Source organism: Sporosarcina sp. P3 (assembly GCF_002743415.1).
Lineage (GTDB): Bacteria > Bacillota > Bacilli > Bacillales_A > Planococcaceae > Sporosarcina > Sporosarcina ureae_A.
In genome coordinates this window covers 172,414-197,200 of sequence record NZ_PDZE01000001.1, presented here as the reverse complement: position 1 = coordinate 197,200, position 24,787 = coordinate 172,414, and the positions used below count along the sequence as shown (strand labels likewise).

Here is a 24,787-nt window from a genome sequence, read left to right as displayed (position 1 = left end):
ATTTGTATAAAAAATTGATCAAACAGAAATTAACCGGCACGAGTGACACACCGTGGTGATCTCGTACCAGCCTACTAACCATTTTTTAATTACGTTTTCAATTTCTACATGGATGGAGTAGCTCTCGATTAGAAAAACATTATACTTTTTTCAACTCAAGATATGCCTTCGCCACCAACGATAAATCTTGCTCAAACATAGTAGCTAGATTCGGACGACGTCTTACCGCAAGCGGGTGATACGCAACTGAAGTTTGAAAGCCCCTTACTTCATGCCATTCCCCACGCAATCCTTTGACATCCACTTCAGGATTTCGAAAAAATGATTGAACTGCCACATTGCCTAAACAGACAACAAGAGAAGGTTGTTGCTGTTGCAATTGAGCTTCTAGATGGTGAATGCAAACGGATCGCACTTTCTCTTTGTCATATTTCCGAAGGGGCCGTCTTTTCAGAATATACGTTACGTATAGCAACTCTTCCTCTAAACCAACAGTCGATAAGGTCTGTCTCAAAGTTTGGCGCGTTCCGCAAACCATCGGATTCCCTTCACGATCTTCTAGCGCGCCGGGATTATCAAGAACGATCATAATCGGAGCCTGCGGATTTCCTTCTCCCCAAATCATACGAGAGCCTTGGTTATATAGCCCACACGCTTGGCAAGCTTGCTGACTTTTTGGTGTCGGATCTTCCGACCAACTTTCTGAACAACTAGAATTCATCTTATTCACCTTCCTAGGTTTTCAGCATTCCCATTTCACATGCAAACATACCTGGGTCCATACATTAGAAAGACACCCATCATGGCGATTTAAGCTCCTCTATTCGAATACTACTTGCCGTTACATGTGGCTAGAGTGGGCTCTGCAAGTTGGTTTTTATTACAGTTTTTTTTAGATCATTTATGCTATGATACGTATAATACATAGCGATTGACGGAGGATTTCATATGAAAAAAGTTGCCATTATTCAAGATTTATCTTCATTCGGTAAATGTTCACTCACTGCCGCCATGCCAGTGCTTTCGGTGATGGGCGTGCAGGCGTGTCCACTGCCTACTGCGGTTTTATCTGCACAAACAGAATACCCGAGCTATTATTGTCATGATCTTACGAATGTTATGTCGCTCTACACGGAAGAGTGGAAGAATCTTGATATGTCGTTTGACGGCATTCATACCGGCTATATCACTGGCAAAGAGCAAATTCACCATATCCTCACGTTTCTCGAAAACTTTTATCGTGATCAGACGGTTTTGCTCGTGGATCCCGTGCTGGGTGATAATGGAAGAGCGTATGATAATTTTGACGAAGAGCTTTTAGAACAAATGAAAATTCTAGTCGCGCGGGCAGATGTTATTACGCCGAACATGACGGAGTGTTGCTTATTGACTGGCTATTCATATGATGAGCTCTTACGGTTTCCTGACGAACGGGATTATTTGAAGGCCGTGCAAGAAGTTGGCCAACAACTTCAGCAGAAAACTAGCGCAGAAATTGTCATCACAGGCATCAATCCACCTGGACGTCAAGGCGTCGTCGGAAATATGTCTATTAGCCAGACGGATACTCATTATAGCTTCGTACCATACAACGGCAAAAGCTATTCGGGCACCGGAGATTTATTCGCATCGGTACTTATGGGTGGCAGAATGCGTGGTATGTCAACAGAACAAGCGATTACATTGGCAGAGAAGTTTTTGATGGCTGCTATAAAGGATACCGATTTGTATGATACGCCAGTAGAAGCAGGAGTGAACTTTGAGAAGTATTTGCGGATGTTGTTATGAGACATACAGATGAAAAGCACCGAATCCACAAAAACGCTTTGTGGATCCGGTGCTTTTAACATATTTATCTACTTATTTCGTCAGCATACAGAATCATTCGATTTCGGAACCGTTAGGCCAAATAACGGTCGGAGATATAGAGCTAAAAATGTCCCGGCCATGGCTAAAATCCCCCAAATATATCCGTGCAAACTAAATGAAGCGATGCCGCCGAAGTAAGCGCCGATATTACAGCCGAATGCAAGGCGTGCGCCGTAGCCCATCATCAATCCCCCAATGACAGAAGCCGCGAAATTGCCAACTGTAACGCGTGTGAACTTGAATAAACCGCCAGCTGCTGAAGCGACGAATGCTCCAATTATAACCCCAAGGTTCAATACCGTTGTGGAATCAGCAAAAATGGATGCTTCTAGTGCAGATGCGTTGGCCCCTTGCCAATACCCCCAGCTCGCTACATCAAAACCGAGTACAGAAGCTATCTTGGAACCCCATAACGCAAAGGCAGATGTAATGCCCCACGGCGTACCGCGCGTCATGAGAGTTAATGCGTTCAGAACCGCTAATGCAATGGCAGCTGCAAATAAAGGCCAAGATCCACGGAAAATTCGTTTCCATCCTCTCTCAGTAGGAAGTGCCGCCATTTTGGGTGCTTTTTTCTTTTTCTCGATTATCAAAGTCATCCAGGCAATGAATCCAAATAGCGCAATCGACACGAGCCAAGCGCCACCATAACCTAAACCAGTAGACGTAGCCAATGATACCGGAGCGAATGCAGGCATTTCTTCGGTCCAGAATGGTAAGTGGTACGCGCCAACCGTCGCACCGACTATAAAGAACGCCAGTGTGACGAACATCACCGTGCGTCCGCCACCTATAGCGTACAATGTACCGGATGCACAACCACCACCAAGCTGCATGCCAATTCCAAAAATAAAGGCACCTACGATGAGGCTAACGCCTATAGGTGAAACATAGCCAGCGACCGGGCCACCAAAAAATGTCGTGCCATACGCTAAAATCGGTGCGAATAACGTCACCGCTATTGCCAGCATTAACATATGTGATCGCATCGCTTGGCCATTTCCGACTGACGCCATACGTCGAAATGCGGACGTAAAGCCAAAGCGTGCATGGAATAGCGTGAAGCCAAGTAACAACCCAATACCAAGAAGCAGCGATTGTGAAATATGCTGAGTAGCTAGTACATAAGCGAATACTACGACTGCCACAAGTACCCCACCCGCAATGAGGAGTTTTTGCGGTGGATTTAATAGAAGATCATCTCGTTCAACAGGACCTTTTACGTCGTTGACGGGCTGTACTCTTATAGTCGTCATTATATAACATCCTTTTCCTATTAATTTAGTTGGTTTACTAATTCATATTAATAGTATCGGATTTGAAAGTCAACCTGTTGAGCTTATTACGTTTCTCACATAGTTTCCTAATACAATTACATAAAAAAATCCACAATCCATTTAAAGGATTGTGGATTTTTCATTTACTTACTTCCTTCCACATCTTCTCGCGGTGTCGCACGGTACACAATAAACGACAGTACAACCGCCACAAGCGACATAGCAAACGCGATAAAGTACACCAGTTCCACTCCTGCAACGAGAGCCAAATCAGCAGTTAATGCGTCTTCAGGCGTCGTAGATTTCTTTAAGAAGTGCAGTTGTCTCGCATTCATAATACTAATGAACACCGACACGCCAATAGCTCCAGCCACAGGTTGCAGCGTCGACATAACGGCCGTGCCGTGCGGATATAACCGCTTAGGTAATTGATTCAGTCCATTGGTCTCTGCCGGCATCATAATCGCAGATACACTGAGCATCAGCAAGATATAACTTGCGACCACCACCCAAACCGGTGTGTCGAGCGTCAATCGGCTCATCATGAACATCGTCCCACTCAGCACGATCGTGGCTGGGATCATCAGCACTCGCGGTCCGAATTTATCGAATAACGACCCCATGAATGGTGACATGATACCATTTAAAATACTGCCTGGTAGAAGGATCAAACCTGCCGTCGCTGCGCTAAGTGCAAGTGGTCCTTGCATATAGATAGGCAAGATGATTTCTGAAGCGAACATTGCCATAATAATGATCAGGAACAAGAATACCGCGTGTGTGAACATCGGGTAACGAAATACGCGCATATCCATGACTGGCTCTTTCAACTTCAATTGTCTACTAGCGAAAAGTACGATGCCGATTACGCCGACACCTATCAACAGCAAGACGCGTGGATTCGCAAATCCATCTGCACTTTCACCGACTGAGCTGAAACCGTAAACGAGTGATCCGAAACCAATTGATGAAAACACTAATGATAGGTAATCAATTTTCGGTTTAGTTACTTCTGTAATATTGATCAAGTATTTATATCCAAATCCGATCGAAAATAATGCGAACGGAATGACGAGGATGAATAAATAGCGCCATCCGAGATATTCCACGATCACGCCTGATAATGTCGGACCAATCGCTGGCGCGAACATAATAACGAGTCCGATGATGCCCATAATCTTACCGCGTCTATGCGGCGGATAAATAAGTAGGAAGACGTTGAAGATGATCGGCATCAGTAACCCTGTTCCGACAGCCTGAATGAGTCGACCGGTTAATAGAATCGGAAACGTAGGTGCGCTCGCCGCGACAATCGTTCCAATCGTGAATACGGTCATCGTACCAAGGAATAGCTGCCTCGTCGTGAACCATTGGATGAGTAAAGCCGAGATGGGAATGACAACCGCCATGACGAGCATGAAGCCTGTCGCCATCCATTGCACCGTTGGTAATGTGATCGAAAATTGATCCATCAGTGTAACAAGTGCGATGTTCAATAATGTTTCATTTAAAATGGCAAAAAATGCACCGATGATGAGAGCCAACATAATGGGCAATACGTTACTATTCGGATTATCTGCCAAGTATTCGTATTTCTGTTCTTCCATCTCAAAACCTCTTTCGTTGATCGCGTGAATTCGATACTGTGGATACCGTTCATTTACTCCTATCATGCTTTTTTATACGCGACGTGTCAATCTTTCGAGTTCAAAAACAAGTATTTTTTTCAAAGATATACTTTCGCCTTTACGTACGCTTCCTAGCCTAAATCTTCTCCTTTACTAAAATCCAATACTGGTGAGTGAGGCACAGGCCTTTGCACAGTTTGTACAGGGATTGCCGGTTGTTCATTCAAATAGTTTTCAAAGTTCGTCGGATTGAATAACGTCGACGGGCGTAAGTACGCTCGGTACTCGGGATGGTGATTCCACTTCGACACTTTGAGATCAATGACCTGTATAAAATCCTGTTGTGTATAACCTTCTTTCACTCTCGCTTGAATAAATTTTTTAGTTGCTGCAGATGTAGCTTTAAATTGCTTACCGGTTTTCTCATTCAAATAAGCAATGACGAAATGCGTAACGTCGAGAGGCTTCTCGACAAGGTCTTTATTCTTTGTTCTTCTAAGTTCTTTACGTTCTTTGGTTATAGGCCGTACCATATCGGTACAGTCCTTCGTTTCACTTTGGTACGACACAGCGTTTCGAAGTGAAACGTCCGTTGTATCAGATGGAAACGTCGCATTCTCTTCTTTTTGTTTCAGTGATGTTTCTGTTTGAGACGTCGCATGATCTGTTTCTAGTTCGCTTTTTGTCGGGATCGTCTCTTCCACGGATGCATCATCTTGAATAGACTGAACCGGTAGTTTAGTGTAATCGATTCGATACCATTTCGTCTTGTCAATTTTCATCTTGTTGTATTCGGAAGTCGAAATGAGATAACCTTGTTTTTCCAAATTATAGATCGTGCGTTTGATCGTCATACGTGACAAGAATGAAAACTCCGCTAGCCATTGATCAACCGTTTTATACACCCATAGATGACCGTCGCGTTTATTTTTGGAAATGAGTGAGCGGAAATGTAGTTGTTGCAGAAACAACGCTTCATTTAACCCGACTACATGTACAAGTGATGGGAGTAATTGTAACGGTTGTTCATTGATTAATAATTTCATATGGAATTCCTCCTAAAAAGTATGTAAGTGATAGCACTTCACTTACTATATAGAAGGCTTTTTGCATAAGGATACTCTTTTTCAAATTATTTTTTCAAATTAAAATTCACACAAAAAAAGAGCGGTAGCACTAGGCTTCCACTCTCCTATATCACCCATTAGTCGATGTTCAATACTTCTTCGCACGCTGGTTGTAGCAAATGGATCGCGTTTGACTTACACACTTCGTAATCTATAAGATACATCTTTTCGCCGAAGTTCTGTCGCTTCGAATAAATATAGCCGGATTTCTCCAGTTTTCGTATGGCTCGGATCACTGTAGCCATTGACCAGAAACGCATCACTTCATGCCACTCTTTATACGACCTACTCACCCACTGCGTTCCTTCTCCTGTATCATGTGGCCCAAAAGACAGCTCGTGGATTTGTTGTAAGAATATCGATTCATTAAGTCCGATCTTTGCTGCTGTGTGTGGATGAATTTTTAAAAATGATTCGTGGATAATTTGCATATTGGTTTCCCCCTACTAACTAGTTGTAAGCGACAGCTATTTGCCTCTTCACTAGCTATATAGAGAGCTTTCTGAATAAGGATACACCTTTTTAAAAATTTTTTTAAAAATACTCACAAAAAGAAGCTAGATCAGGTGGGACATGCCGTCTTTACAAAACTGGACGAACATCTACACACCGTTCACTAGCTTCTTTTTAGTGGTTACATCGAGCCTTAGACACAGTAATTTATTGTAATTCACGTACAGTAATAGGAATTAACCTGCGCTCTAAGTCTTCTCGATGTTGCTCATATTGTGCTGGTAATTTCAATTCTTGTCCCATCGTCTCTGCCGACTCATCGTGAGCAAAGCCAGGAGGATCAGTCGCGATTTCGAATAAAATCTCTCCGTGCTCTCTAAAGTAAATCGCATTGAAGTAGTTTCTATCTTTAACAGCCGTCACACCGTACCCACTTTCTGCAACATGCTCTTGCCATTCCACTTGGTCCTGGTCATCTATCGCTCTCCACGCTATATGGTGAACGGTTCCGACGCCCATTTGACCTGTCCCGGCTGAAGTGGCTTTGAGATCCACTATATTTCCAATGTCCGCGGATGAACGGAAACGGATATAGTCTCCCTCTTTTTCAATGAGTTCAAGTCCCATGACTTTTTCCAATAATTCAGCTGTTTTAGTTGGCTGTGAAGAATATAAAGTGGCGCCACCGAATCCTTTAATCGCTACTTCAGGTGTCACGCCTCCAAACGTCCACGCGTTTAGTTCACCTTCTGCTCGCTCCACTATTTCGAGTTGAAGACCATGAGGGTCATTGAACTGTAAGTAGTGCTCACCAAAACGTTCAGTCTTCGTGACAGCTACGTTAAATGTATCTAATCTTTGCTCCCAAAACTGTAGCGCACCAGTAGGAACCACATAAGAAGTTACGCCTACTTGGCCATCTCCTATTTTCCCTTGATGGGCATTCGCCCATGGGAAGAATGTGATAATTGAACCCGGCTTGCCACCTTCATTGCCAAAATATAAATGGTACGTACCTGGGTCATCAAAGTTCACCGTTTTTTTCACTAAACGTAACCCTAAAACGCCTGCGTAAAAATCAACATTTTCTTGAGGATGACCGACAATCGCTGTAATATGGTGGATTCCAGTTGTTTTTTTCATGTATATTCACTCCTTGTGAAATGTATATAACTAGTACCAATCAACTTATTGCTAATTCGAGATATCCAGTTAAATTTTGGGGGAAGATCACGGTTCAAGTAATTCTATACAATAAGAAATCGCAAGTCGTTATGCCGGATTCACTTGAAGTTCTACTTCGATTTTAATATCATCGCCTACTAATACGCCGCCTGTTTCTAGTGCTTGATTCCACGTTAAACCGTATTCTTTTCTAGAAATTTTTATCGCTGTTTCAAAACCGACTACATCTACACCCCAAGGATTTTTTCCAGCTCCCGTACGTGTTACGTTAAACGTAGTTTTCTTCGTAACGTCTTTAACGGTTAGATCACCTGTTACATCGTATTCATCGTCTCCAGTTTTCACAATTTCCGTCGAATCAAATGTGATAGTCGGATATTGTTCTACATTAAAGAAATCAGCGGAACGAAGGTGGTTATCACGATCTTCATTATTTGTATTGATCGAGTTCACATCAATTTCGAAGTGAATTTTCGCATCTGTTAAATGGTCTAGATCGCCAGTAACTGAACCTTCTATTCCAGTGAAGCTACCTTTGACATTGGACACCATCATATGTCTAACTGAAAAACCTACGTTCGTGTGCGCTGCATCTACATTCCATTTTGTCATGTTAAAAATCTCCTCTTTTTTACATATTAAAATTATTATATACTATAATTATCTCTAATTCAATTTATCTGATTTGATACTATATGAATCAGTTGTAAATAAGTTTAACCGTCCCATTACTATGATCCATATAGAAAACTTTATACTCTAACATTATTTACGAATGGTATTTAATGCTGTCGTCCAAGGGATCACTTGGTCTAACATTTGATTGACTGAAGCGGCTTGAACATCAGCTGGTTTGAGATCTGTCCCATTTTCAAAGTCTGTAAATAGTGATAATGCTGGATGAACACGAACGTGTGCCACAGATAATTCACTTAAAATACCGCGTAAATGTTCTGCAGCGCGCGCTCCGCCTACTGCACCGTATGAAACGATACCTGCTGCTTTGTCGTTCCACTCTACACGAAGGTAGTCTAATGCATTTTTAAGTGCACCCGTAATGGAGTGATTGTATTCTTGTACGATGAATACGAAACCGTCTTGTTTTGCGATCACTTCTGACCATGCAGCTGCGCCTGATGCGTCTCCGCCTGCTTCACCTAAAAGTGGTAATTTATAATCTAATATATCAATGATCGTGTAATTCGCATCTCCACGTTGGTCTGCCAATTCTTTCACCCATGCGCCTACTTGTGGACTTACGCGTCCTTCACGTGTGGATCCTAAAATAATACCAATGTTTGATTTTGTCATTTTTATTTCCTCCTGTTGTTTGGTTCCGAATAATTTATTGAAAAAACTCATTTTTAATTCCAACTCCTTACAAATACTCTTTGTCGAATGTACGTGTACTACGTACTGTATCGATCGGCCTTACAGTTGCTTCAATTTCAGCGCGGTTTCCTTCAAGGAATGGCGGTAATGAAAGAATCTCCCCAACTGTCTCATACGGTTCGTCTCCCATAAAGCCAGGACCATCTGTTGCCCATTCAAATAGGATCCCCGGTGCGACTGCTGCGTATAAAGATTCAAAGAAGAAGCGATCCACATATCCTGAAGTTCTGAAACCAGACGATTGCATATGGTCAATCCATTCATGCAATACGTTTGTATCTTCCACACGGAATGCTGCGTGATGTACGGTACCGAATCCTTGTCGGCCAGCTGGTAACGTCTCATTATGTTCCACAATGACTTGCGCGCCATTTCCACCTTCACCGACTTCGAATAAGTGGAATGACCCTTCGCTTGCAATTTCACGCATGAACATCGCTTTTTCCAAAACCCCTTTAAACTGTTTAAATTCAGCGATGCGAATATGGATAGGTCCTAAACCTGTAATAGCGAACTCCAACGGTACGGGACCATTTTGCCAAGGTGTGCCTGACTCAACACCTTCGTTTAATTCATCAGAAACTAACATATATTGTTGATCATCAAAGTCCACAAATGAAATCGTCTTTTTACCGAAAACTTCTTCGATTCCATTATGTTGTACTTCATATTTCTCAAAACGTTTCACCCAGTATTCAAGTGCAGCATCTGTCGGCACACGGAATGAAGTTTTATAAATCTCATTCGTACCGTGCGTACCTTTTGGAATCCCCGGGAAATCGAAAAATGTCATATCTGTTCCAGCAGAGCCTTGATCGTCTGCGAAGAATAAGTGATACGTTTGAACATCATCTTGATTGACCGTTTTCTTTACGAGACGCATGCCTAGTACATAGGTGAAAAATTCATAATTCTTTTCTGCACTACTCGTAATCGCTGTGACGTGATGAATTCCTTTTAAATGGTTCATATATTTCCTCCTATATATTGGCTCATTTTCATATAGTATTAATTCGAGATAAAATAGTAAAAAAAAGAAAAATCTTCATTCAAGCTTCAATTCCTTTTGCAATGAATTAACTTATCTCGAATTCGATATAAATATATCACGGGTGCATTTCATTGTCAACACTTTAAATTTCTATTAATTAATTCGCTGGGTCGTTCTTTAATCCACTAATAGTTCCATCCATAGACATAGGCGCATTCAACTCCACAAAGAACAATACGATAGTAGTATCTTCATTCGCAACAAACGACGGGAGTGGGTTGACTACATCGGTCACCGCTTCTTGTTTGCCAACTGTGAGATGCTGCATCGTGATCTCTCCATTCATGACATATAGAAAAGGAGTGAGACCTGCATAGGCTGGCACCTCTACTAATTCACCCGCTTTAGGATGCGCATCTAGTATGTAGACGTGTTGCCGTACAGAAAGTGGGGCTTCGCTTCCTTCAGGTCCTGCCATGACATACCAGTCTTCATTGTTTAACGGTTTGTCATGAAATTGAATTTCTGGAGGTAAATCTTTTTCATTCGGCCGCACAAATATTTGAAGCATTTCCACTTCATTTTCTTTTACTTTTTCTTCATGCCAAAACCCAGCACCTGCATTCATCATCATTAATTTTCCGCGAGCAATGGGCGCTTCAAATCCTGCAGAATCTCGATGATGCATGACGCCCGAGCTAATGTAACTCAAAATTTCATCATTGATATGCTGATGCATGTTAATCGTTAACCCCTTTTTCATCACTGCATGATCAATGATCGCTAACGGACCAAACGCCGTATCTGTCGTAGTATCTCCTAAAATATCACCTGGTTGAACGCGTGTAATGGTGAAGGGTCCTCTAAACGGCACGGCATGCTTACTTGCTGCAAGTTTTTGTAACACTAGTAACGCCTCCATTTCATCATATAGAATACAATCGACTATCCAAAAGGTAGTCGATTGTATGGTAACGTGTTTTACACACAGACTTCTAGTTATTTATTTTACAGGCCCTTTATTGATCGCAGTAAGTGTAGCATTGACAGCAAATATTTTTGCGTTAATATCCATAATGCCAAAGCTAGCTAATCTCTTTGTGTGCATCTCTACATATTTTTCAGCTGATTCTTTTGTTTCGAAATTATAAATTCCACCCGCTTCATTCGCTTCAGGATCCTCCGTCCATATTTTCCAAATGAATCCCTCTTCTTCATTGATGCTTTTGGCTAAGTCAGCAAACGCTTCTGCCATTTCTTCTCCGAATGGTCCATTCATTTTAAAATCGACTTGTACAATATAGCTCATCATCATTCTCCTTTTGGTTCAGTAGTAGTGAAATAGATTTCTCCAAGCATTTCTTTTGCTTCATAACCGTCAGATGAAAGTTCCTTCTCTACATAGGAAGCGACATCGGATTTTTCCACATCGTACATCACTTCAATTTCTTTCGAGAAAAGGAGTCTTTCTTTTTCAAGTAAGCTAGAAAGTGCTGGTTGTGGCTTCGGTTGTAGTGTGTCGACGTCTAGCACTTTCTTTAATCCATCAACGTATGATTCAAGTGGACGACCCCCTACAATTTTCACGCCTTTATTGTCCGCATTGATCATAATAATGCTTGGGAAACCTCTAGCGCCTAAACTTCTAGCTTGAGCGAAGTCTTCATTCAGTAATTGCTGTCCGATTGGTTGTTCCGCTTCATTGACGATCGCTTCTCCGTCAAGACCAAGAGTATTGACGATCTCCACCATTTCAGAGCGTTCCGAAATATTTTGGTTGAATACGAATAGCTCTTCTCTTGTACGACGTAAATAAGCAGATGCTAGTGCGTCCCCATGGTTTTTTTGAATAATTTTAAACACACGAGATGGTGGATACGAAGATTGAATTGGATGATCAATCATTAGACTACCATCAATCGGCATTCTTGTATGTTCTCCAACTTCTCTCCAGTGACCTGCGACGTCAGCCGGCTTATAAATTCCGTTTCCCGGATCGATCGGCCCGTCATGCCATTTTTCCAATAATCCGCCCATAACCGTGTGCATGTTGAAATAACTGCCATATTGCTCAACAAAACGACGGAGCTCAGGTTCAACCGCCCAACAATGAGAACAAATAGGATCTGTCACATAGTACAAATTAATCTCTTTTGCCGGCTGGTTAAAATCGATTATTTCCATTTCCTCGCTTCCAGCTTCCCCACATATACCTGTTTCCATATCACACATCATATGATTGTTGTTTTTCAATGTATTATTCCCCTTTTCTGTAAAATACGTATTGACCACTTTCGTCCGTTTGAATGAAGTTGCTAAACGTGCTTACTCCTACTGTGTATTCTACGTGTAGGAAGTATTCAGGAGTTCACAAGTTAATCATTTGCTTACAACATAATTCTATAACATAATGAAAATGATCAACACCAATAGAAACTCCATTTTGTCGCTTATACAACACATGGATGAAATTGTTGAAAAAGTAGGAGGGAAATCAACATGAATCAACCAAAGATTGACCCACGAATTCAACGAACCCGTAAATTAATCATGGATTCTTTTATGGAACTGTCGGGTAAAAAAGAATTTAAAGATATTACCATCACAGATATTGCAGCCGAAGCGATGATTAATCGTGCGACGTTCTATTATCACTTTGAAGATATATATGACTTATTGGAAAAAGTCTTATCTGAAGTATTATGGATCAATTTGGATGGCAGCAATTATCCACAAGACGAATTAAATGAAGATGCGATCACAAGCATTTTTGTAGCGATCACCAACTTCCAAAAGTCTTTATCGAATCGTTGTCACAGAGGATACGAAGAAACGATTGCTCGGAATATTAGAGAACAACTCGAAATCATTTTTTATAGAATGCTGTTAAAACAACATCACTCAGAAGAAGATGAAGGATTGAAAATTACAGCTGTCATCTTAAGTTGGGGAATTTACGGAGCTTCTGTAGAATGGAAAAGAAAGAGTGACGAAATTACACCAGAAGAATTTATTCAAACAGCCATCCCTCATTTACTTCCCAATCACGATCATGCATAACTTGCACATAATAAAGGAGAGTTGAATACCTATGAATGGATTATATACAGGTTTTCGTGCAGTCTTAGTCACTCTTTGCATGTTGCTGATTCCATCGATCGCTCTTGCTTCAGATCACGTACCCCACAGTGAGCTGAACCCCGTTGCCTTACATGACGGATCGCTGCCAGTTCAGAATGTTCAAGACCGAGACAATGAATCGCCACTCTTCAAAGTCTTAGCGGGTCTTGCTATTTTGACAACTGGAATGATGGCTGGAATCGTCTTTGCCTATGCCAACTCTGTCATGCCGGGTTTACGTAAATCAGAGGACCGTACTTTCGTGCTCGCCATTAGACACTTGACCTCATCCGTAGCCAATCCGCTTTTCCTCGTCATTTCAAATGGGGCCCTCATAGCACAAATCGGATTTGTCGTAGTAGCTGTTTCATCGCAACAATTCAATCAAATCCTATTGGGATCTTTTGCGCTAACCTTTTATATCGCTACGTTACTGATCACTTTCTTAGGAAATCTTCCGTTAAATAAAGCCATAATTTCTGCAGAGTTACCTACAAGCGCTACTACATGGAATGAATTAAGAATCCGCTTTGAATCCCGTTGGACCATGCTGAACAACGTACGTACGATGACATGTATTTTGAGTGTTTCTACGTTAATCTTGGCACTACTTAGTTGATTGTAAGGAAACGTATTAACTAGAAAAAGCCCTTGAAGTCGGTGTGTAGTGATGAGTTTTCTCAGAATCAGGCAAAATAAGTAAGGAATTTCTAGATACGGATGAATATTCCCGCTATTCCAGCAAATTATGTCGTGATAATATTCCGAATATAGTAAAAGGCATTGACCTTTCAACTAGTTGTCTGTTAAATTGTATTGTAGTATATAATATTCAGTGACGAGAAAAAGTACGATAGGAAGCTTGTTCCACAGAGAGTCGGCATTTGGTGAAAGTCGATGGACAGATCCTATCCGAAAATCATCTCTTAGATGCAAAGTTGAAAATAGTAAATTTTGCCGGATTTCCAACGTTACATGGAACACGTTTAATCGTACGATGACTGAGAGTCTGATCTTTCATCGTTTTACGGAGCTTTTTGAAACATAGGTGGTATCGCGAGTACAACTCGTCCCTATTTAAGGGGCGAGTTTTTTATGCGCAAAAAAACACACGTGTAAATTGAAGAAGCCCACTGCACTAGAGGGTCGAAATCATTATTGGAGTGATATATAGGACAACATCAACGGTGTCGATAAAATAATCGACATAATTCACGTTATATTTTGCAAAGTCTCAATATTCTATATTACAATTACACTATATTTCAATCTTATATACGTTCATTTTTTCTAGATCAACATCAGGAGGTACTCTAATGAGTAAAAAACACATACTATTCACAGGATTCATGCTCTTCTCTTTATTTTTCGGAGCAGGAAATCTCATCTTTCCCCCATTTCTTGGGTTAGAATCAGGAACGAACTTTGTCCCTGCTATTACCGGATTCCTCATTACAGGCGTTCTACTACCATTCATGGCAGTCATGGCGATCGCCTTGTCCGATAACGGTCTATTATCAATGGGTAGCCGGGTACATAAAGTGTTTGGAATAGTTTTCGCGATTATCATCTATATGTCTATTGGCGCCTTTTACGGTATACCAAGGGCTTCAAATGTTGCCTATGAGTTAGGATTTAAACAAATAGTTCAAGTGGATGGCAGTCTCCCTTTACTTGTATTTTCTATCCTATTTTTCGCTTTGACATACTATATCAGTTTAAACCCTAAAAAAATTGTAGATCGTATCGGTCAATTTTTAACGCCTATACTATTATTGGTTTTAGGAGTGCTAGTCGTCCAAGCATTTATCAAATTTGATAATATTTCTTCTGCTCCAAAAGAAAATTATGCTTCTGCACCATTTGTCAACGGGTTCTTGGAAGGCTATTTCACAATGGACGCTGTCGCAGCACTGGCGTTTGGAATTGTGGTGATCAACGCTTTGAAAGATAAAGGATCAAGGTCGAAGTCGGAATTGGTTACAGGCACGTTTGGCGCTGGCATCATAGCTAGCATCGGATTGGCCACTGTCTATTTCTCTCTAGGATGGATTGGCAAAGTGATTCCAAAAGAACAAACTTTTGGAAACGGTGCTGAAGTATTAACAGAAGCAGCTAGCATGTTGTTCCCAAGCGGTGGTGGACTTTTATTCGGAATCATCGTCATGCTGGCTTGTTTAACAACTTGTGTCGGTCTAATCAATGCCTGTTCAAGATTCTTCAATGAAATATATCCGAAGATCAGTTATCAGGCATATGTGGCTATTTTTGTATTGTTCGCCCTATTAGTATCTAATTTGGGATTAAATGCTATCTTAGCATTGGCCATCCCTTTATTAGTATTTATTTATCCGATTTCTATCGTGTTAATCATTCTGTCTTTAATCCAACATATTGTAGGTGGCGGAAAGATGATGTATCGGCTTTCCATATCCATTACCACTATTTTTGCGTTATACGAAGTATTGACTAGCACGGGGTACAGTTTGGATCGCGTTACCGAGTGGCTACACATTATCCCGTTTTTCGAACAAGGACTTGGGTGGGCGATCCCGGCGTTCGTCGCAGCGGTAGTTGGTTACATAATGGATCAGTTCAGCCAGAAAGAACATAAGTAAAGCAAATAAAAAATCCCGCTTCTTATAAAAGGAGCGGGAGTTTTGCATTCAAAGTTACCTCTGTACGGTATGCGTGAGTTCAATAAACTCTTTTACGTCTTTGGCAACTAACGCAATGCCGGCTGCCCAGAAATCCTCTTTCGTAATATCTACATCTAAATGTTTCTTCGCTAGATCTTCTACATTCATCGATCCTGTATCTCGCAACAGCGCAATATACTTTTCTTCAAACCCTTCAGGCTGTTTCAAGTATTCTGCATAGATTCCTAAGCTGAACAAGTAGCCAAATGTGTACGGGAAGTTATAAAACGGCACACTATCAATAAAGAAGTGCAACTTAGCTGCCCAGAAATGTGGATGATAAGAGGATAGACTGGAACCAAATGCTTCTTTTTGTGCTTCTACCATTAATTCATTCAGACGATTTTCTGATACAATACCTTTTGCACGTTCAGTATAAAAGCGGTCTTCAAATAAAAAGCGAGCCCGAATGTTTAAAAACATTGCGGTAGCACCTTCTAATTTATTGGCTAGTAGAGAGATTTTTTCTTCATTCGATGCAGCATTTTTCACCGTAGCATCCGCAATAATCGTTTCAGCAAACGTACTCGCTGTTTCTGCAACATTCATCGCATAATTGCGGTTTAGTGCCGGTAAATCTTTCATTACGTGACTATGAAATGCATGGCCTAATTCATGTGCTAATGTACTCGTATCACTTGGTGAACCGGTGAAAGTCATGAAAATGCGAGACTCTTCAAATTCAGGCAAGCTGGTGCAGTAGCCACCTGGACGTTTGTTTGCACGATCTTCTGCTTCCACCCAACGATTTTCCAGTGCATGTTTCGTAAACTTCGTTAATTTTGGACCAAACGAAGCGAAGTGGTCCATAATAAAATCACAAGCTTCATCGTATGTGAAACGGGTTGGCTTGGTTTCGCCTACCGCAACCGGCGCCGCCACGTCTTGCCAACCGAGCTGATCCATGCCAAATAGCTCCGCTTTTCTTCCTAGATACTCAATAAATGTTTGCTTCTGCGCGTCTACTGCGGACCACATCGCAGTCAGCGTATCTTCAGACATCCGGTTATATTCAAGTGGCTCTTCTAAATGGCCTTCTCTTCCGTGAACCTCTTGTAACGTTATGCGATACCCCGCTAAATGATTCAAGATATCTGCAAAGATCGGTCCATTCATTGACCAGGTCTTTTCCCAATTCTCAAAAAGTGCTGCTCGCACTTCTGCATCAGAGTCCGCGTACATTTTGTTCATCGCTTGCCCAATAGACAAGTCGATAGTTTTACCGTCTTGATCTGTAAAAGGAACGGTCATAGTAGAGCCTACTGTATTATACAATTCACTCCATGCAGCAAGACCGTCTTTATTTAGTTTAGCAATCAACTTTTCTTCCGCTTCAGATAATAGACGTTTACCTTCTTCCCGTATTTCATTTAATGAAAAACTGATTTCGTGTAAAGTTTCGTCTGCAAGAAGTGTTTGCCAGTTCTCATCCGAGATCGCTACCAATTTTTTAGTAAAGAGCGTAGATAATTGCTGAATTTCACTGCTTAACTCCATTACTTGACCTTTGACAACGCTTGCATAAGGATCATCCATAAAGGCATCACGCCACATATTGATAAATGTTCCTACTTGGCCGAGACCTTTAGCGATGACTTCTTGTTTTTTCAATAGATCTTGCAAAGTAGAGGCGTCGGTAGCCGGATCATGATTCCAAGCGTGTAACTGATCTGCATAAAGAGCAATATCTTCTTTGACAGCTAAAAGTTTCGTTTGTACTTCCTCTGAATTGGTTCCGCCCGCAAAAATACTATCTAAATCCCACGTGTTACAATATTTCACTGTATGTCACTCTCCTTTGATCTCTCTACTGTAAACTTTGTTACGCAAATAAGAAAGTTTTGTCAACTGAGTCCATCACAAATCAACTCACTAATCAGAACGTTTAATCAATTTAGCTTCAAGTTAGGATCTTTCATTCGTATACTTGTTTAACAATGTATCAGGTATATGACAATAATCAGTCGGGTATGTAGCCAGTCTGTCTTGATGTTCGTCTGCACTTTTCACGTAATTTGTAAGCGGTAGCACTTCTACCACTATACGGTCCGCATCTCTTCTCTTCCTAATAAACGCTTGCGCTTCTATCAAGTGTTCGGGATTTTCACTGTAAATGCCGGTTCTGTATTTCTCACCCACATCTGCTCCTTGTTTATTCATACTATACGGATCAATGATTTCAAATACATACTCCATTAGTTCCGTGATTGTGACCACTGTAGGATCAAATTCTGTTTTTACACATTCAGCATAGCCGTCATAATCACCTTCTAGTGTATGACTGGATCCATTCGCCCTTCCCGCTTCCGTACGTGTCACGCCGGGTAAGGTTTTAACAAAAGCCTGTACTCCCCATAGACAGCCACCTGCAATGTATACTACTTCCATTTTAACACTCCCCTCATGTGAACAATCGATCTACTCACTAGTTATACATAAATTTTACCAAATAAAAAAAGACCCCACAAGTAGGGTCTTTTTCAAGCTGTTATTAAGCTTTTTGAACGTTTGTAGCTTGTAGGCCACGTTGTCCTTGTTCGATTTCAAATGTTACACTTTGACCTTCGTCTAAAGATTTGAAACCTTCGCCTTGGATTGCTGAGAAGTGTACGAATACGTCTTCCCCTGCTTCACGTTCGATGAAGCCAAAACCTTTTTCTGCGTTAAACCATTTTACTGTACCTTGTTCCATAATTAATTGCCTCCTAGTGCGGTTGTCCACACAATAAGTTACTATACTTGCTCAAAACTTTAGACGAAAAACAAAATATATTTCCATGAAATATATTCTCGATCTGAAAAAGAACAAAGATAATACTCTTTAAATATAACAGAGATTAAATAAAAAAGCAACTCAATTGTTTATTATATAAATTAAAGACCACGAAGATCTTCGCTCAAAAATTAAAAACACTTTTCCATCCGAATATCCGCCCACATGTTTCCTTCATAATACGTGAATTCTTCTATACGTCCCATTTCTTGATACCCTAACTTTTGATAAAGTTTCAACGCTGGCTTATTGAATTCAAATACACCTAACTCCATTCGCTTAAGACCATACTTTCTCACTTGCTCTTCCAAATACTCCAAAGCAATCACACCAATTCCTTTTCCACGACATGCAGGCTCACCAATCACAATACTGATCCATGCCGTTTCTGAATTCTTGTTAATTAGATGACCTGGATCGACAGTAAAACTCATTTCACCGATTAGCCGATTGTCCAAATACTTCAGGTATACATGTTGGTATTCTAAACGATGTCGTACATCTTCTATAGTCAAAAAAGTTTCCCGTTCCAATTCTGCTTTACTTCGATTAGGTTGCGACAAGGCTTTTAAATTCACGTCGTTCCCCCATCGGTTAAATGTATTCACAAGCTTGGGGGTTGGTTCGGTTAATAGTATGAATTTAATATTCATTGATAGCACCTCTTGATCTCTAAGTTTGGCAATTCACTTATATTTTTCGTCTTTACGCATGATATATCATTATTATAATATAACCGTGTGTTTTCTACATACTGTAAAGAAAATGAAGCTGCAAGTGGATTCCCTTCTACATAGCAATCCACATGAGGTCATTATGCGAAGTAGCTAACATGGTATAATAAAAGAAACGTCTAGATAGACAAGGAGCGAACACGTTGAGGTTGAATCAATTCATTAGTTCTGCCGGCTTCTGTTCCAGAAGACAAGCGGAGCGCTATATTACAGCTAAAAAGGTGCTAGTAAACGGTGAGATTGCGTCCCCTATTTGCTTTATTGAAGAGGGTGATCATGTTGAAGTAGACGGTCACACTATCAGGCACACAGCACCAGATATTTATATGATACTTAACAAACCGAGCGGGATCACATGTACAGCTGCCCCTACTATTGCGGGGAATATTATCGACTTCGTCTCCTATCCTGAACGTTTATTCCCTGTTGGACGGCTAGATAAAGAAACGGAAGGTCTCATTTTATTAACCAATGATGGCAGTATTGTAAACGATTTAATGAAAGAAGAAAACCAGCAAGAAAAAGAATATGTTGTAACTGTCAATAAAAAAATCACGGATACGTTTATACACGATCTCTCAAACGGTGTCGATATTTATAATCCCAGAACAAAAAGCTATACAACGACAACCCCTTGTTCCGTAACGCGTTTAAGTGACTGTACGTTTCGCATCCTATTGACGCAAGGTTTAAATCGTCAAATCCGTAGAATGTGCAGACGATTTCAATATACCGTCACGCATTTGCAAAGGGTGCGAATCAAGCATATTGAGCTTGGAACACTTGAACGCGGTCAGTGGCGTTACTTGACCGAAGAAGAGATTGCGAAGTTGAAATCGTAACGTATATAAATAGCCTAGCATCGCATTGGCGACGCTAGGCTATGATAACAATACATTCATACACATACTGTTGTGAACTTACGCTTTGCTTGTTTGTTTAGCTTCTACTAATAAGCCACCTTCACCGCCAAGGTACTCGATCATACCTTCTGAAGCACGATAAGCGAATGCACCGATTGTTTCAGTCGGGTCATGGTTACTGTTATGCGGGAAGGAAGATCCACCAAGCACAAACAAGTTCTCCATATCCCACATTTGTGAATACGTATTAACAGCAGATGTTTCGGGATCCTCACCCATGATCGCACCACCGAGGAAGTGGTTTGTATAGAACTTGCTGTCAAACTTCACATCATCCGGCACGTCAACTAGATCAATAATATCCGCGCCCATTTCTGTCATAATTTCCTTACACGTTTCCACGCCGTGCTGCGCGCGTTTAATATCTTGCTCTTCATAGTGCACCGTAGCACGAATCAACGGATCACCTAGCTCATCTTTATACGTAGGATCTAAATCTAGATACGTATAACGGTTAGGCAGGAAAGCAGTTTTCGCTCGAATGATTAAACTGCGGTTATGATAAAACAAGTTTTTCTCTTTGTATTCTTTACCCCAAGCAGGCGTGCCTTCTGGAACGTGGTTATTATCAATTGGACGTTGCCCTAAATGATAGTAACGAATTTCATACCCATGCAAGAAGTCCAGGTCGGTATGGTCTACGTTATCACCTGCATAGTCATCCACTTTTGCTCCCAGAGCCCCTGTACCCATCGATAAATTCCACTTTTCATTATCAAAGAAGCCGCGTGCACCGATGTACGTACTAATATTACTAAAGTGACCTGTAAAGTTCTTCCCGATCACGCCTTCTTGTGTTTCCGGATTGTATGGCTTGCCTATTTTAGACTTTAATAATAGTTTATTATTTGTAAAAACAAACCCGGCTAACACGACAATATCTGCAGGCTGGATATATTCAGCACCTGTGATGTTATCAATATACTTCAATCCGATTGCTTTCGTTCCGTCATGAATAACTTCTGTTACTGTAGATTCATTACGAATTTCAAAGTTGCCGGTCTTTCTCGCGGTTTCCAATACCGTAACGATTGGATCACCTTTGGCACCGAAATCACATCCATACTCTTCACAGAACGCACAATACATACACGCATTGATCGTCTCACCGTCTGGATTTGTATAGGTCTCAGACATATTCGCTGCTGGTAAACGATACGGGTGGTATCCAAGATTTGTCGAAGCTTTTTTAAACAACTCGATCGACGGAGTAGTCTTCAAAGGCGGGTTTGGATATTTATCCGAACGTGGAGGTCCGACAGGGTTTTCCTCTCCTGAAACGCCAGCCGTTTTTTCAAATTTATCATAATACGGCTCCATGTCATCGTACGTAACGCCCCAGTCCTGAATTGTACAGTTTTCAGGAATTTTTTTAGCACCGTATTTTTCAACTGTTTGACTATGTATCTCGAAGTCGTAAGGTAACCAACGTAAGCTTACGCCATTCCAATGAACACTGGCCCCGCCTGTGTCATTCCCAAAACGTGCGTAGTTATTATTGCGTACCGGCTTCGCTGTTTCATCCATACTACTTCTTGCCGTCACGGTATCTTTGGATAAATCTTGCATCATTTCGTAACGAATGGAATATTTTAATTCATCTTTTGCTCCGATAAAATCTTCACGTGATTGTTCTTTCCCTCGCTCAAGCGCCACTACTTTGTAGCCTTTTTTTGTCAGTTCAGCAGCCGTAATTCCACCTGCCCAGCCCGTACCTACAATGACAACGTCCACTTTTTTTAGTTCTTCAGCCATATCTTCTACCTCCTGAAAATGTTGAATTTATTTCTTTCTATGATAGTCCGTCAAACTAATGGGATCTAGTTTAACAAATTCTTCACTTTCAATGACGTCTGCATACGATGGTCGAGCACCAGCAAATTCTTTCATACGCCAACCGTCCATGTTTTTATTGCCACCATATAAAGGATCTGAAAACGCACCTTCTAATGTTGCTTGCTTAAGAAGCGCAAAAAACGCGTCTGAAGGAGTAGATTTCATGTCGAGTTTTCCCTCTGCCAGATCGCCCATGATCTCATGTTGTTGCTCTTCAGTTGCTTGGTCAAACGAAGCGTCAAAGCGCTTCATGCTCTCTGCATTCATCAAGCGTAATCCTTCCAAGAAAATTTTTCCTCGGTTCGCTCGTGCATGATTGACTTTTTCATCATCTTTTTGTATCTTCTTCAAACCTTCCAAATTGGTAAAAGGCGCTTGACGATAGTCGTCGCCATTTATGCCCCACGTCCCTGCCAGTTGTTTATCGATATAATACGGTACATCTAAACCGATAGCGCCAGGGCCGTTGTCGTCTTCAGGGAAAATCAGTTCTGTAGCCGCTGCCAGCACGATAAAGTCTTCAAAGCGTCCGAAAAATACCCGAGCATGGGACGGATCCACTTTGGCTGTTTCATCGCTTGTTCCTTTTTTCCCGTCATCTGATTTCATCTGATTCGTAAATAAACCACCTAGTAAAGATCCACCTGCTACGCCACCTACAACTAGACCGGTGTTTTTCAGAAAATTTCTACGCCCTGGATCATGGCTTTCTGTTTTTGGATTATTGTTATCAGCCATTTCATCACCCCTATACATGAAGTTAGTAAATTTAGCATCTAGTAAATGAACATAGTGAATATAAATTGTCAATATTGTCCTATTTAACAACGGACTTCCTCATTTGACAATATATAATTAATCCCACCAGAACACCCCGACTTTACCATAGTTCATTTAGCTATTCAATACATTCCGCATGAATATATGTATTTTTTCGATAATTTGGAAATGTAATGTCTTTTCATGTAAAATAACAAGATTACTTTATAAAAAAGCCTGACAACGCTAATGCGCTGCCAGGCCATTTCACACTTATTTATTTCACACTGTTATTCACCAATTCTTTCACAGGTAGGAACAACTCACCCGTTTCCAAATACGTCACAGTTAGCTGATCGCCTTCTTCCACATAAATCGAAAGAGGTTCGACTTCCGATGAAACAAGGAAGTTTCGACCGTCTTTTGCGAGAATGGAAACGAGAGTAAAATCACCGACGCGTTCCTTAAACACGCGCATCGCAGTAATCGTTGCTTTCGCTTCTTCTGCATCTGAACTTCCATCCACCGTACTACCACCACGCTGAAGTGCTGTTTTATACAATTTCAACGCCTCATTTGGTGAATTGGCAAATACAGAAATCTCAGGATTCGCTGCGGAAACAATGAAATAATTTTGCAAGAATCCATTCGAATCCAATACCGGCGTCAACCAGCTCGCTTCACCGTAGAAGTTATACAAGACAGGCATTTCACCATTCCATTTCTTTTCGATAAACTTCTTTTCAATAATCTGGAGCGCACCTTGTGAATCCATGTACGACTCTTCCAAATCCCCTGTATAATACGTCGCTTCCCCTGTTCGACCATCGGTTAATGCATAGCCAAGCATGGAATCGACACCTTCTTTTGGACTAGTGAAATCCGTGAAGTAATACATATGTCCATCCGCATCAAAGATCGGACTGACATTCGCTTCTGTTCCTTCATCGGAAGGAATCTTCACATCTTTTTTCCCAACAAGTGAATTCCAAAAACCATGAATATAATTCCCGAAATAGCTATTTTGAAGACTAACCGCTTCTGGTGAAACCGCTCCATTAATAAACTCCGGAACATCTTCTAACGCATATTTCTTCGTAGCACCTGTTTCAGGATCCAACATAACAATTCCTTTAGCGTTAAATCCGTTACGCGCCGAAATGAATTCTCCATACGTGCGAATATAATGCGGCTTGCCTTCATCGTCAATTTCTAATTGAACATCTCCATAGAAAATCAAATTCGGCATTTCCATACGCATTTTACGATACACTTTTTTATGGAAGTAAGAAGACGTCGTATACGCCATTTCCGTTTTAATGAACTTCGGATTATCCGAAGAATCCGTTGCACTCATCGTGAAATAACCAGGCGTCGTTTTCCCATTAAACCACTTGAAAAACCCTGAAAACTCTACAGGTGCAATATAAACAAATTCGTCATTCACTTTTTGAATTTGTAAATGTCCCAGTTCATAATAGCTCGTATCCGGTACTTGACCAAATGCTTTTTTCATTTTATTCCGTGCAAACTTCGGTGGCACACTAGCCGGCGTTTTCGTTTCATCAAACGCAGTAATTTCCACTTTTTGCGTCATCGCAACAGTTTCGTACTTTTTATCTGCGTTAAAGAGAGGTGCGCTTAAAACATATACTCCAACGAGTAATGCTGCCAACGATACAACCATTTTGACTTTGCGCTCCATACCATGAGAAACCACTGCTCCTAAAATAGCGACGACGAGGAGCAATGCCCACAGCGATGTCCAGTTGCGATCTAAATTCGTCACATAATAAAATACGAATACGCCAATCGTACTGATCACCGTTAGTGTCCCGAACGCGACCCACCGATTAAAAGACAACAGTTCCTTTTTATCATTGACAGAGAGGAAGGGCACGATAATTGCACTCGCCACAACCCCTACAAGTAATGAAAATAGCAGTAAACTCAACATATCCCACACTCTTTTCCGGTTACTAAATTTTGTTTTATACTATGTATACGGATCAGGTAGGAAA

General features: G+C 41.1%; 24 protein-coding genes and 1 other annotated feature. Of the genes, 5 read left to right on the top strand and 19 right to left on the bottom strand.

What is annotated here, in order from left to right; translation table 11 throughout:
- Nucleotides 1–139 precede the first annotated feature (139 nt).
- Nucleotides 140–721 (bottom strand): uracil-DNA glycosylase, encoded by a 582-nt coding sequence (locus tag CSV61_RS01010; protein ID WP_099637751.1) that lies wholly within the window; start codon nt 719–721, stop codon nt 140–142.
- 227 nt (nt 722–948) lie between these two features.
- Here CSV61_RS01010 and CSV61_RS01005 point away from each other — a divergent pair, with 227 nt between their 5' ends.
- Nucleotides 949–1,788 (top strand): pyridoxamine kinase, encoded by an 840-nt coding sequence (locus CSV61_RS01005; protein WP_099637750.1) that lies wholly within the window; start codon nt 949–951, stop codon nt 1,786–1,788.
- An 80-nt stretch (nt 1,789–1,868) separates the two neighbouring features.
- Here CSV61_RS01005 and CSV61_RS01000 read toward each other — a convergent pair whose 3' ends face one another.
- The 11 genes from CSV61_RS01000 to CSV61_RS00950 form a co-directional block, all read right to left on the bottom strand.
- Nucleotides 1,869–3,125, bottom strand: a complete 1,257-nt coding sequence (locus CSV61_RS01000) for a YeeE/YedE family protein (protein ID WP_099637749.1) — start codon at nt 3,123–3,125, stop codon at nt 1,869–1,871.
- A 164-nt stretch (nt 3,126–3,289) separates the two neighbouring features.
- Nucleotides 3,290–4,753, bottom strand: a complete 1,464-nt coding sequence (locus CSV61_RS00995) for an MDR family MFS transporter (protein WP_099637748.1) — start codon at nt 4,751–4,753, stop codon at nt 3,290–3,292.
- A gap of 152 nt (nt 4,754–4,905) precedes the next feature.
- Complete coding sequence (locus tag CSV61_RS00990; RefSeq protein ID WP_099637747.1) at nt 4,906–5,820, bottom strand: conserved phage C-terminal domain-containing protein; 915 nt, start codon at nt 5,818–5,820, stop codon at nt 4,906–4,908.
- A 158-nt stretch (nt 5,821–5,978) separates the two neighbouring features.
- The gene (locus CSV61_RS00985; RefSeq protein ID WP_099637746.1) at nt 5,979–6,332 is read right to left on the bottom strand and encodes a hypothetical protein; all 354 of its coding nucleotides are present in this window, start codon (nt 6,330–6,332) and stop codon (nt 5,979–5,981) included.
- A gap of 229 nt (nt 6,333–6,561) precedes the next feature.
- The gene (locus CSV61_RS00980; RefSeq protein WP_099637745.1) at nt 6,562–7,497 is read right to left on the bottom strand and encodes a ring-cleaving dioxygenase; all 936 of its coding nucleotides are present in this window, start codon (nt 7,495–7,497) and stop codon (nt 6,562–6,564) included.
- Between the two features lie 129 nt (nt 7,498–7,626).
- The gene (locus CSV61_RS00975) at nt 7,627–8,151 is read right to left on the bottom strand and encodes a YceI family protein (RefSeq protein WP_099637744.1); all 525 of its coding nucleotides are present in this window, start codon (nt 8,149–8,151) and stop codon (nt 7,627–7,629) included.
- A gap of 153 nt (nt 8,152–8,304) precedes the next feature.
- Nucleotides 8,305–8,901, bottom strand: a complete 597-nt coding sequence (locus CSV61_RS00970; RefSeq protein ID WP_099637743.1) for an NADPH-dependent FMN reductase — start codon at nt 8,899–8,901, stop codon at nt 8,305–8,307.
- 16 nt (nt 8,902–8,917) lie between these two features.
- Nucleotides 8,918–9,901: a ring-cleaving dioxygenase gene (locus CSV61_RS00965; protein WP_099637742.1), complete on the bottom strand. Its 984-nt coding sequence runs from the start codon at nt 9,899–9,901 to the stop codon at nt 8,918–8,920.
- Nucleotides 9,902–10,079: 178 nt separating this feature from the next.
- The gene (locus tag CSV61_RS00960) at nt 10,080–10,829 is read right to left on the bottom strand and encodes a pirin family protein (RefSeq protein ID WP_083030867.1); all 750 of its coding nucleotides are present in this window, start codon (nt 10,827–10,829) and stop codon (nt 10,080–10,082) included.
- 96 nt (nt 10,830–10,925) lie between these two features.
- The gene (locus CSV61_RS00955) at nt 10,926–11,231 is read right to left on the bottom strand and encodes a monooxygenase (RefSeq protein WP_099637740.1); all 306 of its coding nucleotides are present in this window, start codon (nt 11,229–11,231) and stop codon (nt 10,926–10,928) included.
- Nucleotides 11,232–11,233: 2 nt separating this feature from the next.
- Nucleotides 11,234–12,157: a DsbA family protein gene (locus CSV61_RS00950; protein WP_199173570.1), complete on the bottom strand. Its 924-nt coding sequence runs from the start codon at nt 12,155–12,157 to the stop codon at nt 11,234–11,236.
- A 264-nt stretch (nt 12,158–12,421) separates the two neighbouring features.
- Between CSV61_RS00950 and CSV61_RS00945 the strand changes: the two genes are divergently transcribed.
- From CSV61_RS00945 to brnQ, 3 genes are all read left to right on the top strand, one after another.
- A complete protein-coding gene (locus tag CSV61_RS00945) occupies nt 12,422–12,982 on the top strand; it encodes a TetR/AcrR family transcriptional regulator (RefSeq protein WP_099637738.1) in 561 nt (186 codons plus the stop codon).
- 31 nt (nt 12,983–13,013) lie between these two features.
- Nucleotides 13,014–13,661, top strand: coding sequence for an anthrone oxygenase family protein (locus tag CSV61_RS00940; RefSeq protein ID WP_233193467.1), 648 nt, complete (start codon nt 13,014–13,016; stop codon nt 13,659–13,661).
- 207 nt (nt 13,662–13,868) lie between these two features.
- Nucleotides 13,869–14,120 (top strand) — a binding site (T-box leader).
- A 238-nt stretch (nt 14,121–14,358) separates the two neighbouring features.
- Nucleotides 14,359–15,660, top strand: a complete 1,302-nt coding sequence (brnQ, locus tag CSV61_RS00935; protein WP_099637737.1) for a branched-chain amino acid transport system II carrier protein — start codon at nt 14,359–14,361, stop codon at nt 15,658–15,660.
- Nucleotides 15,661–15,714: 54 nt separating this feature from the next.
- Here brnQ and CSV61_RS00930 read toward each other — a convergent pair whose 3' ends face one another.
- The 4 genes from CSV61_RS00930 to CSV61_RS00915 all read right to left on the bottom strand — a co-directional run bounded on the left by CSV61_RS00930 (nt 15,715) and on the right by CSV61_RS00915 (nt 19,167).
- On the bottom strand, nt 15,715–17,523 hold the full coding sequence (locus CSV61_RS00930) for a M3 family oligoendopeptidase (protein WP_099637736.1): 1,809 nt from the start codon (nt 17,521–17,523) through the stop codon (nt 15,715–15,717).
- Nucleotides 17,524–17,646: 123 nt separating this feature from the next.
- The gene (locus CSV61_RS00925; protein ID WP_099637735.1) at nt 17,647–18,129 is read right to left on the bottom strand and encodes a peptide-methionine (S)-S-oxide reductase; all 483 of its coding nucleotides are present in this window, start codon (nt 18,127–18,129) and stop codon (nt 17,647–17,649) included.
- Between the two features lie 103 nt (nt 18,130–18,232).
- The gene (locus tag CSV61_RS00920; protein WP_029054604.1) at nt 18,233–18,433 is read right to left on the bottom strand and encodes a cold-shock protein; all 201 of its coding nucleotides are present in this window, start codon (nt 18,431–18,433) and stop codon (nt 18,233–18,235) included.
- A 212-nt stretch (nt 18,434–18,645) separates the two neighbouring features.
- A complete protein-coding gene (locus tag CSV61_RS00915) occupies nt 18,646–19,167 on the bottom strand; it encodes a GNAT family N-acetyltransferase (RefSeq protein ID WP_099637734.1) in 522 nt (173 codons plus the stop codon).
- A gap of 224 nt (nt 19,168–19,391) precedes the next feature.
- Between CSV61_RS00915 and CSV61_RS00910 the strand changes: the two genes are divergently transcribed.
- Entirely contained in the window at nt 19,392–20,090 is a 699-nt protein-coding gene (locus CSV61_RS00910) for a pseudouridine synthase (protein ID WP_099637733.1), read from the top strand.
- Between the two features lie 78 nt (nt 20,091–20,168).
- On the opposite strand, the gene CSV61_RS00905 is transcribed toward CSV61_RS00910, so the two are convergent.
- The 3 genes from CSV61_RS00905 to CSV61_RS00895 form a co-directional block, all read right to left on the bottom strand.
- The gene (locus tag CSV61_RS00905; RefSeq protein WP_083030845.1) at nt 20,169–21,926 is read right to left on the bottom strand and encodes a GMC family oxidoreductase; all 1,758 of its coding nucleotides are present in this window, start codon (nt 21,924–21,926) and stop codon (nt 20,169–20,171) included.
- Nucleotides 21,927–21,953: 27 nt separating this feature from the next.
- A complete protein-coding gene (locus CSV61_RS00900) occupies nt 21,954–22,745 on the bottom strand; it encodes a gluconate 2-dehydrogenase subunit 3 family protein (RefSeq protein WP_158233745.1) in 792 nt (263 codons plus the stop codon).
- Nucleotides 22,746–23,043: 298 nt separating this feature from the next.
- Nucleotides 23,044–24,723: a sulfite exporter TauE/SafE family protein gene (locus CSV61_RS00895; protein ID WP_099637731.1), complete on the bottom strand. Its 1,680-nt coding sequence runs from the start codon at nt 24,721–24,723 to the stop codon at nt 23,044–23,046.
- Between the last annotated feature and the right edge of the window lie 64 nt (nt 24,724–24,787).

Coding starts and splice junctions, on each gene's coding strand:
- CSV61_RS00945 (WP_099637738.1), top strand. CDS start 12,422: ATGAATCAACCAAAGATTGACCCACGAATTCAACGAACCCGTAAATTA.
- CSV61_RS00915 (WP_099637734.1), bottom strand. CDS start 19,167: ATGAATATTAAATTCATACTATTAACCGAACCAACCCCCAAGCTTGTG.
- CSV61_RS00990 (WP_099637747.1), bottom strand. CDS start 5,820: ATGAAATTATTAATCAATGAACAACCGTTACAATTACTCCCATCACTT.
- CSV61_RS01000 (WP_099637749.1), bottom strand. CDS start 3,125: ATGACGACTATAAGAGTACAGCCCGTCAACGACGTAAAAGGTCCTGTT.
- CSV61_RS00995 (WP_099637748.1), bottom strand. CDS start 4,753: ATGGAAGAACAGAAATACGAATACTTGGCAGATAATCCGAATAGTAAC.
- CSV61_RS00965 (WP_099637742.1), bottom strand. CDS start 9,901: ATGAACCATTTAAAAGGAATTCATCACGTCACAGCGATTACGAGTAGT.
- CSV61_RS00905 (WP_083030845.1), bottom strand. CDS start 21,926: ATGGCTGAAGAACTAAAAAAAGTGGACGTTGTCATTGTAGGTACGGGC.
- CSV61_RS00970 (WP_099637743.1), bottom strand. CDS start 8,901: ATGAGTTTTTTCAATAAATTATTCGGAACCAAACAACAGGAGGAAATA.
- CSV61_RS00895 (WP_099637731.1), bottom strand. CDS start 24,723: ATGTTGAGTTTACTGCTATTTTCATTACTTGTAGGGGTTGTGGCGAGT.
- CSV61_RS00980 (WP_099637745.1), bottom strand. CDS start 7,497: ATGAAAAAAACAACTGGAATCCACCATATTACAGCGATTGTCGGTCAT.
- CSV61_RS00940 (WP_233193467.1), top strand. CDS start 13,014: ATGAATGGATTATATACAGGTTTTCGTGCAGTCTTAGTCACTCTTTGC.
- CSV61_RS00920 (WP_029054604.1), bottom strand. CDS start 18,433: ATGGAACAAGGTACAGTAAAATGGTTTAACGCAGAAAAAGGTTTTGGC.
- CSV61_RS01005 (WP_099637750.1), top strand. CDS start 949: ATGAAAAAAGTTGCCATTATTCAAGATTTATCTTCATTCGGTAAATGT.
- CSV61_RS00975 (WP_099637744.1), bottom strand. CDS start 8,151: ATGACAAAATGGAATGTAGATGCAGCGCACACGAACGTAGGTTTTTCA.
- CSV61_RS00985 (WP_099637746.1), bottom strand. CDS start 6,332: ATGCAAATTATCCACGAATCATTTTTAAAAATTCATCCACACACAGCA.
- CSV61_RS01010 (WP_099637751.1), bottom strand. CDS start 721: ATGAATTCTAGTTGTTCAGAAAGTTGGTCGGAAGATCCGACACCAAAA.
- CSV61_RS00900 (WP_158233745.1), bottom strand. CDS start 22,745: ATGGCTGATAACAATAATCCAAAAACAGAAAGCCATGATCCAGGGCGT.
- brnQ (WP_099637737.1), top strand. CDS start 14,359: ATGAGTAAAAAACACATACTATTCACAGGATTCATGCTCTTCTCTTTA.
- CSV61_RS00925 (WP_099637735.1), bottom strand. CDS start 18,129: ATGGAAGTAGTATACATTGCAGGTGGCTGTCTATGGGGAGTACAGGCT.
- CSV61_RS00955 (WP_099637740.1), bottom strand. CDS start 11,231: ATGAGCTATATTGTACAAGTCGATTTTAAAATGAATGGACCATTCGGA.
- CSV61_RS00950 (WP_199173570.1), bottom strand. CDS start 12,157: ATGATGTGTGATATGGAAACAGGTATATGTGGGGAAGCTGGAAGCGAG.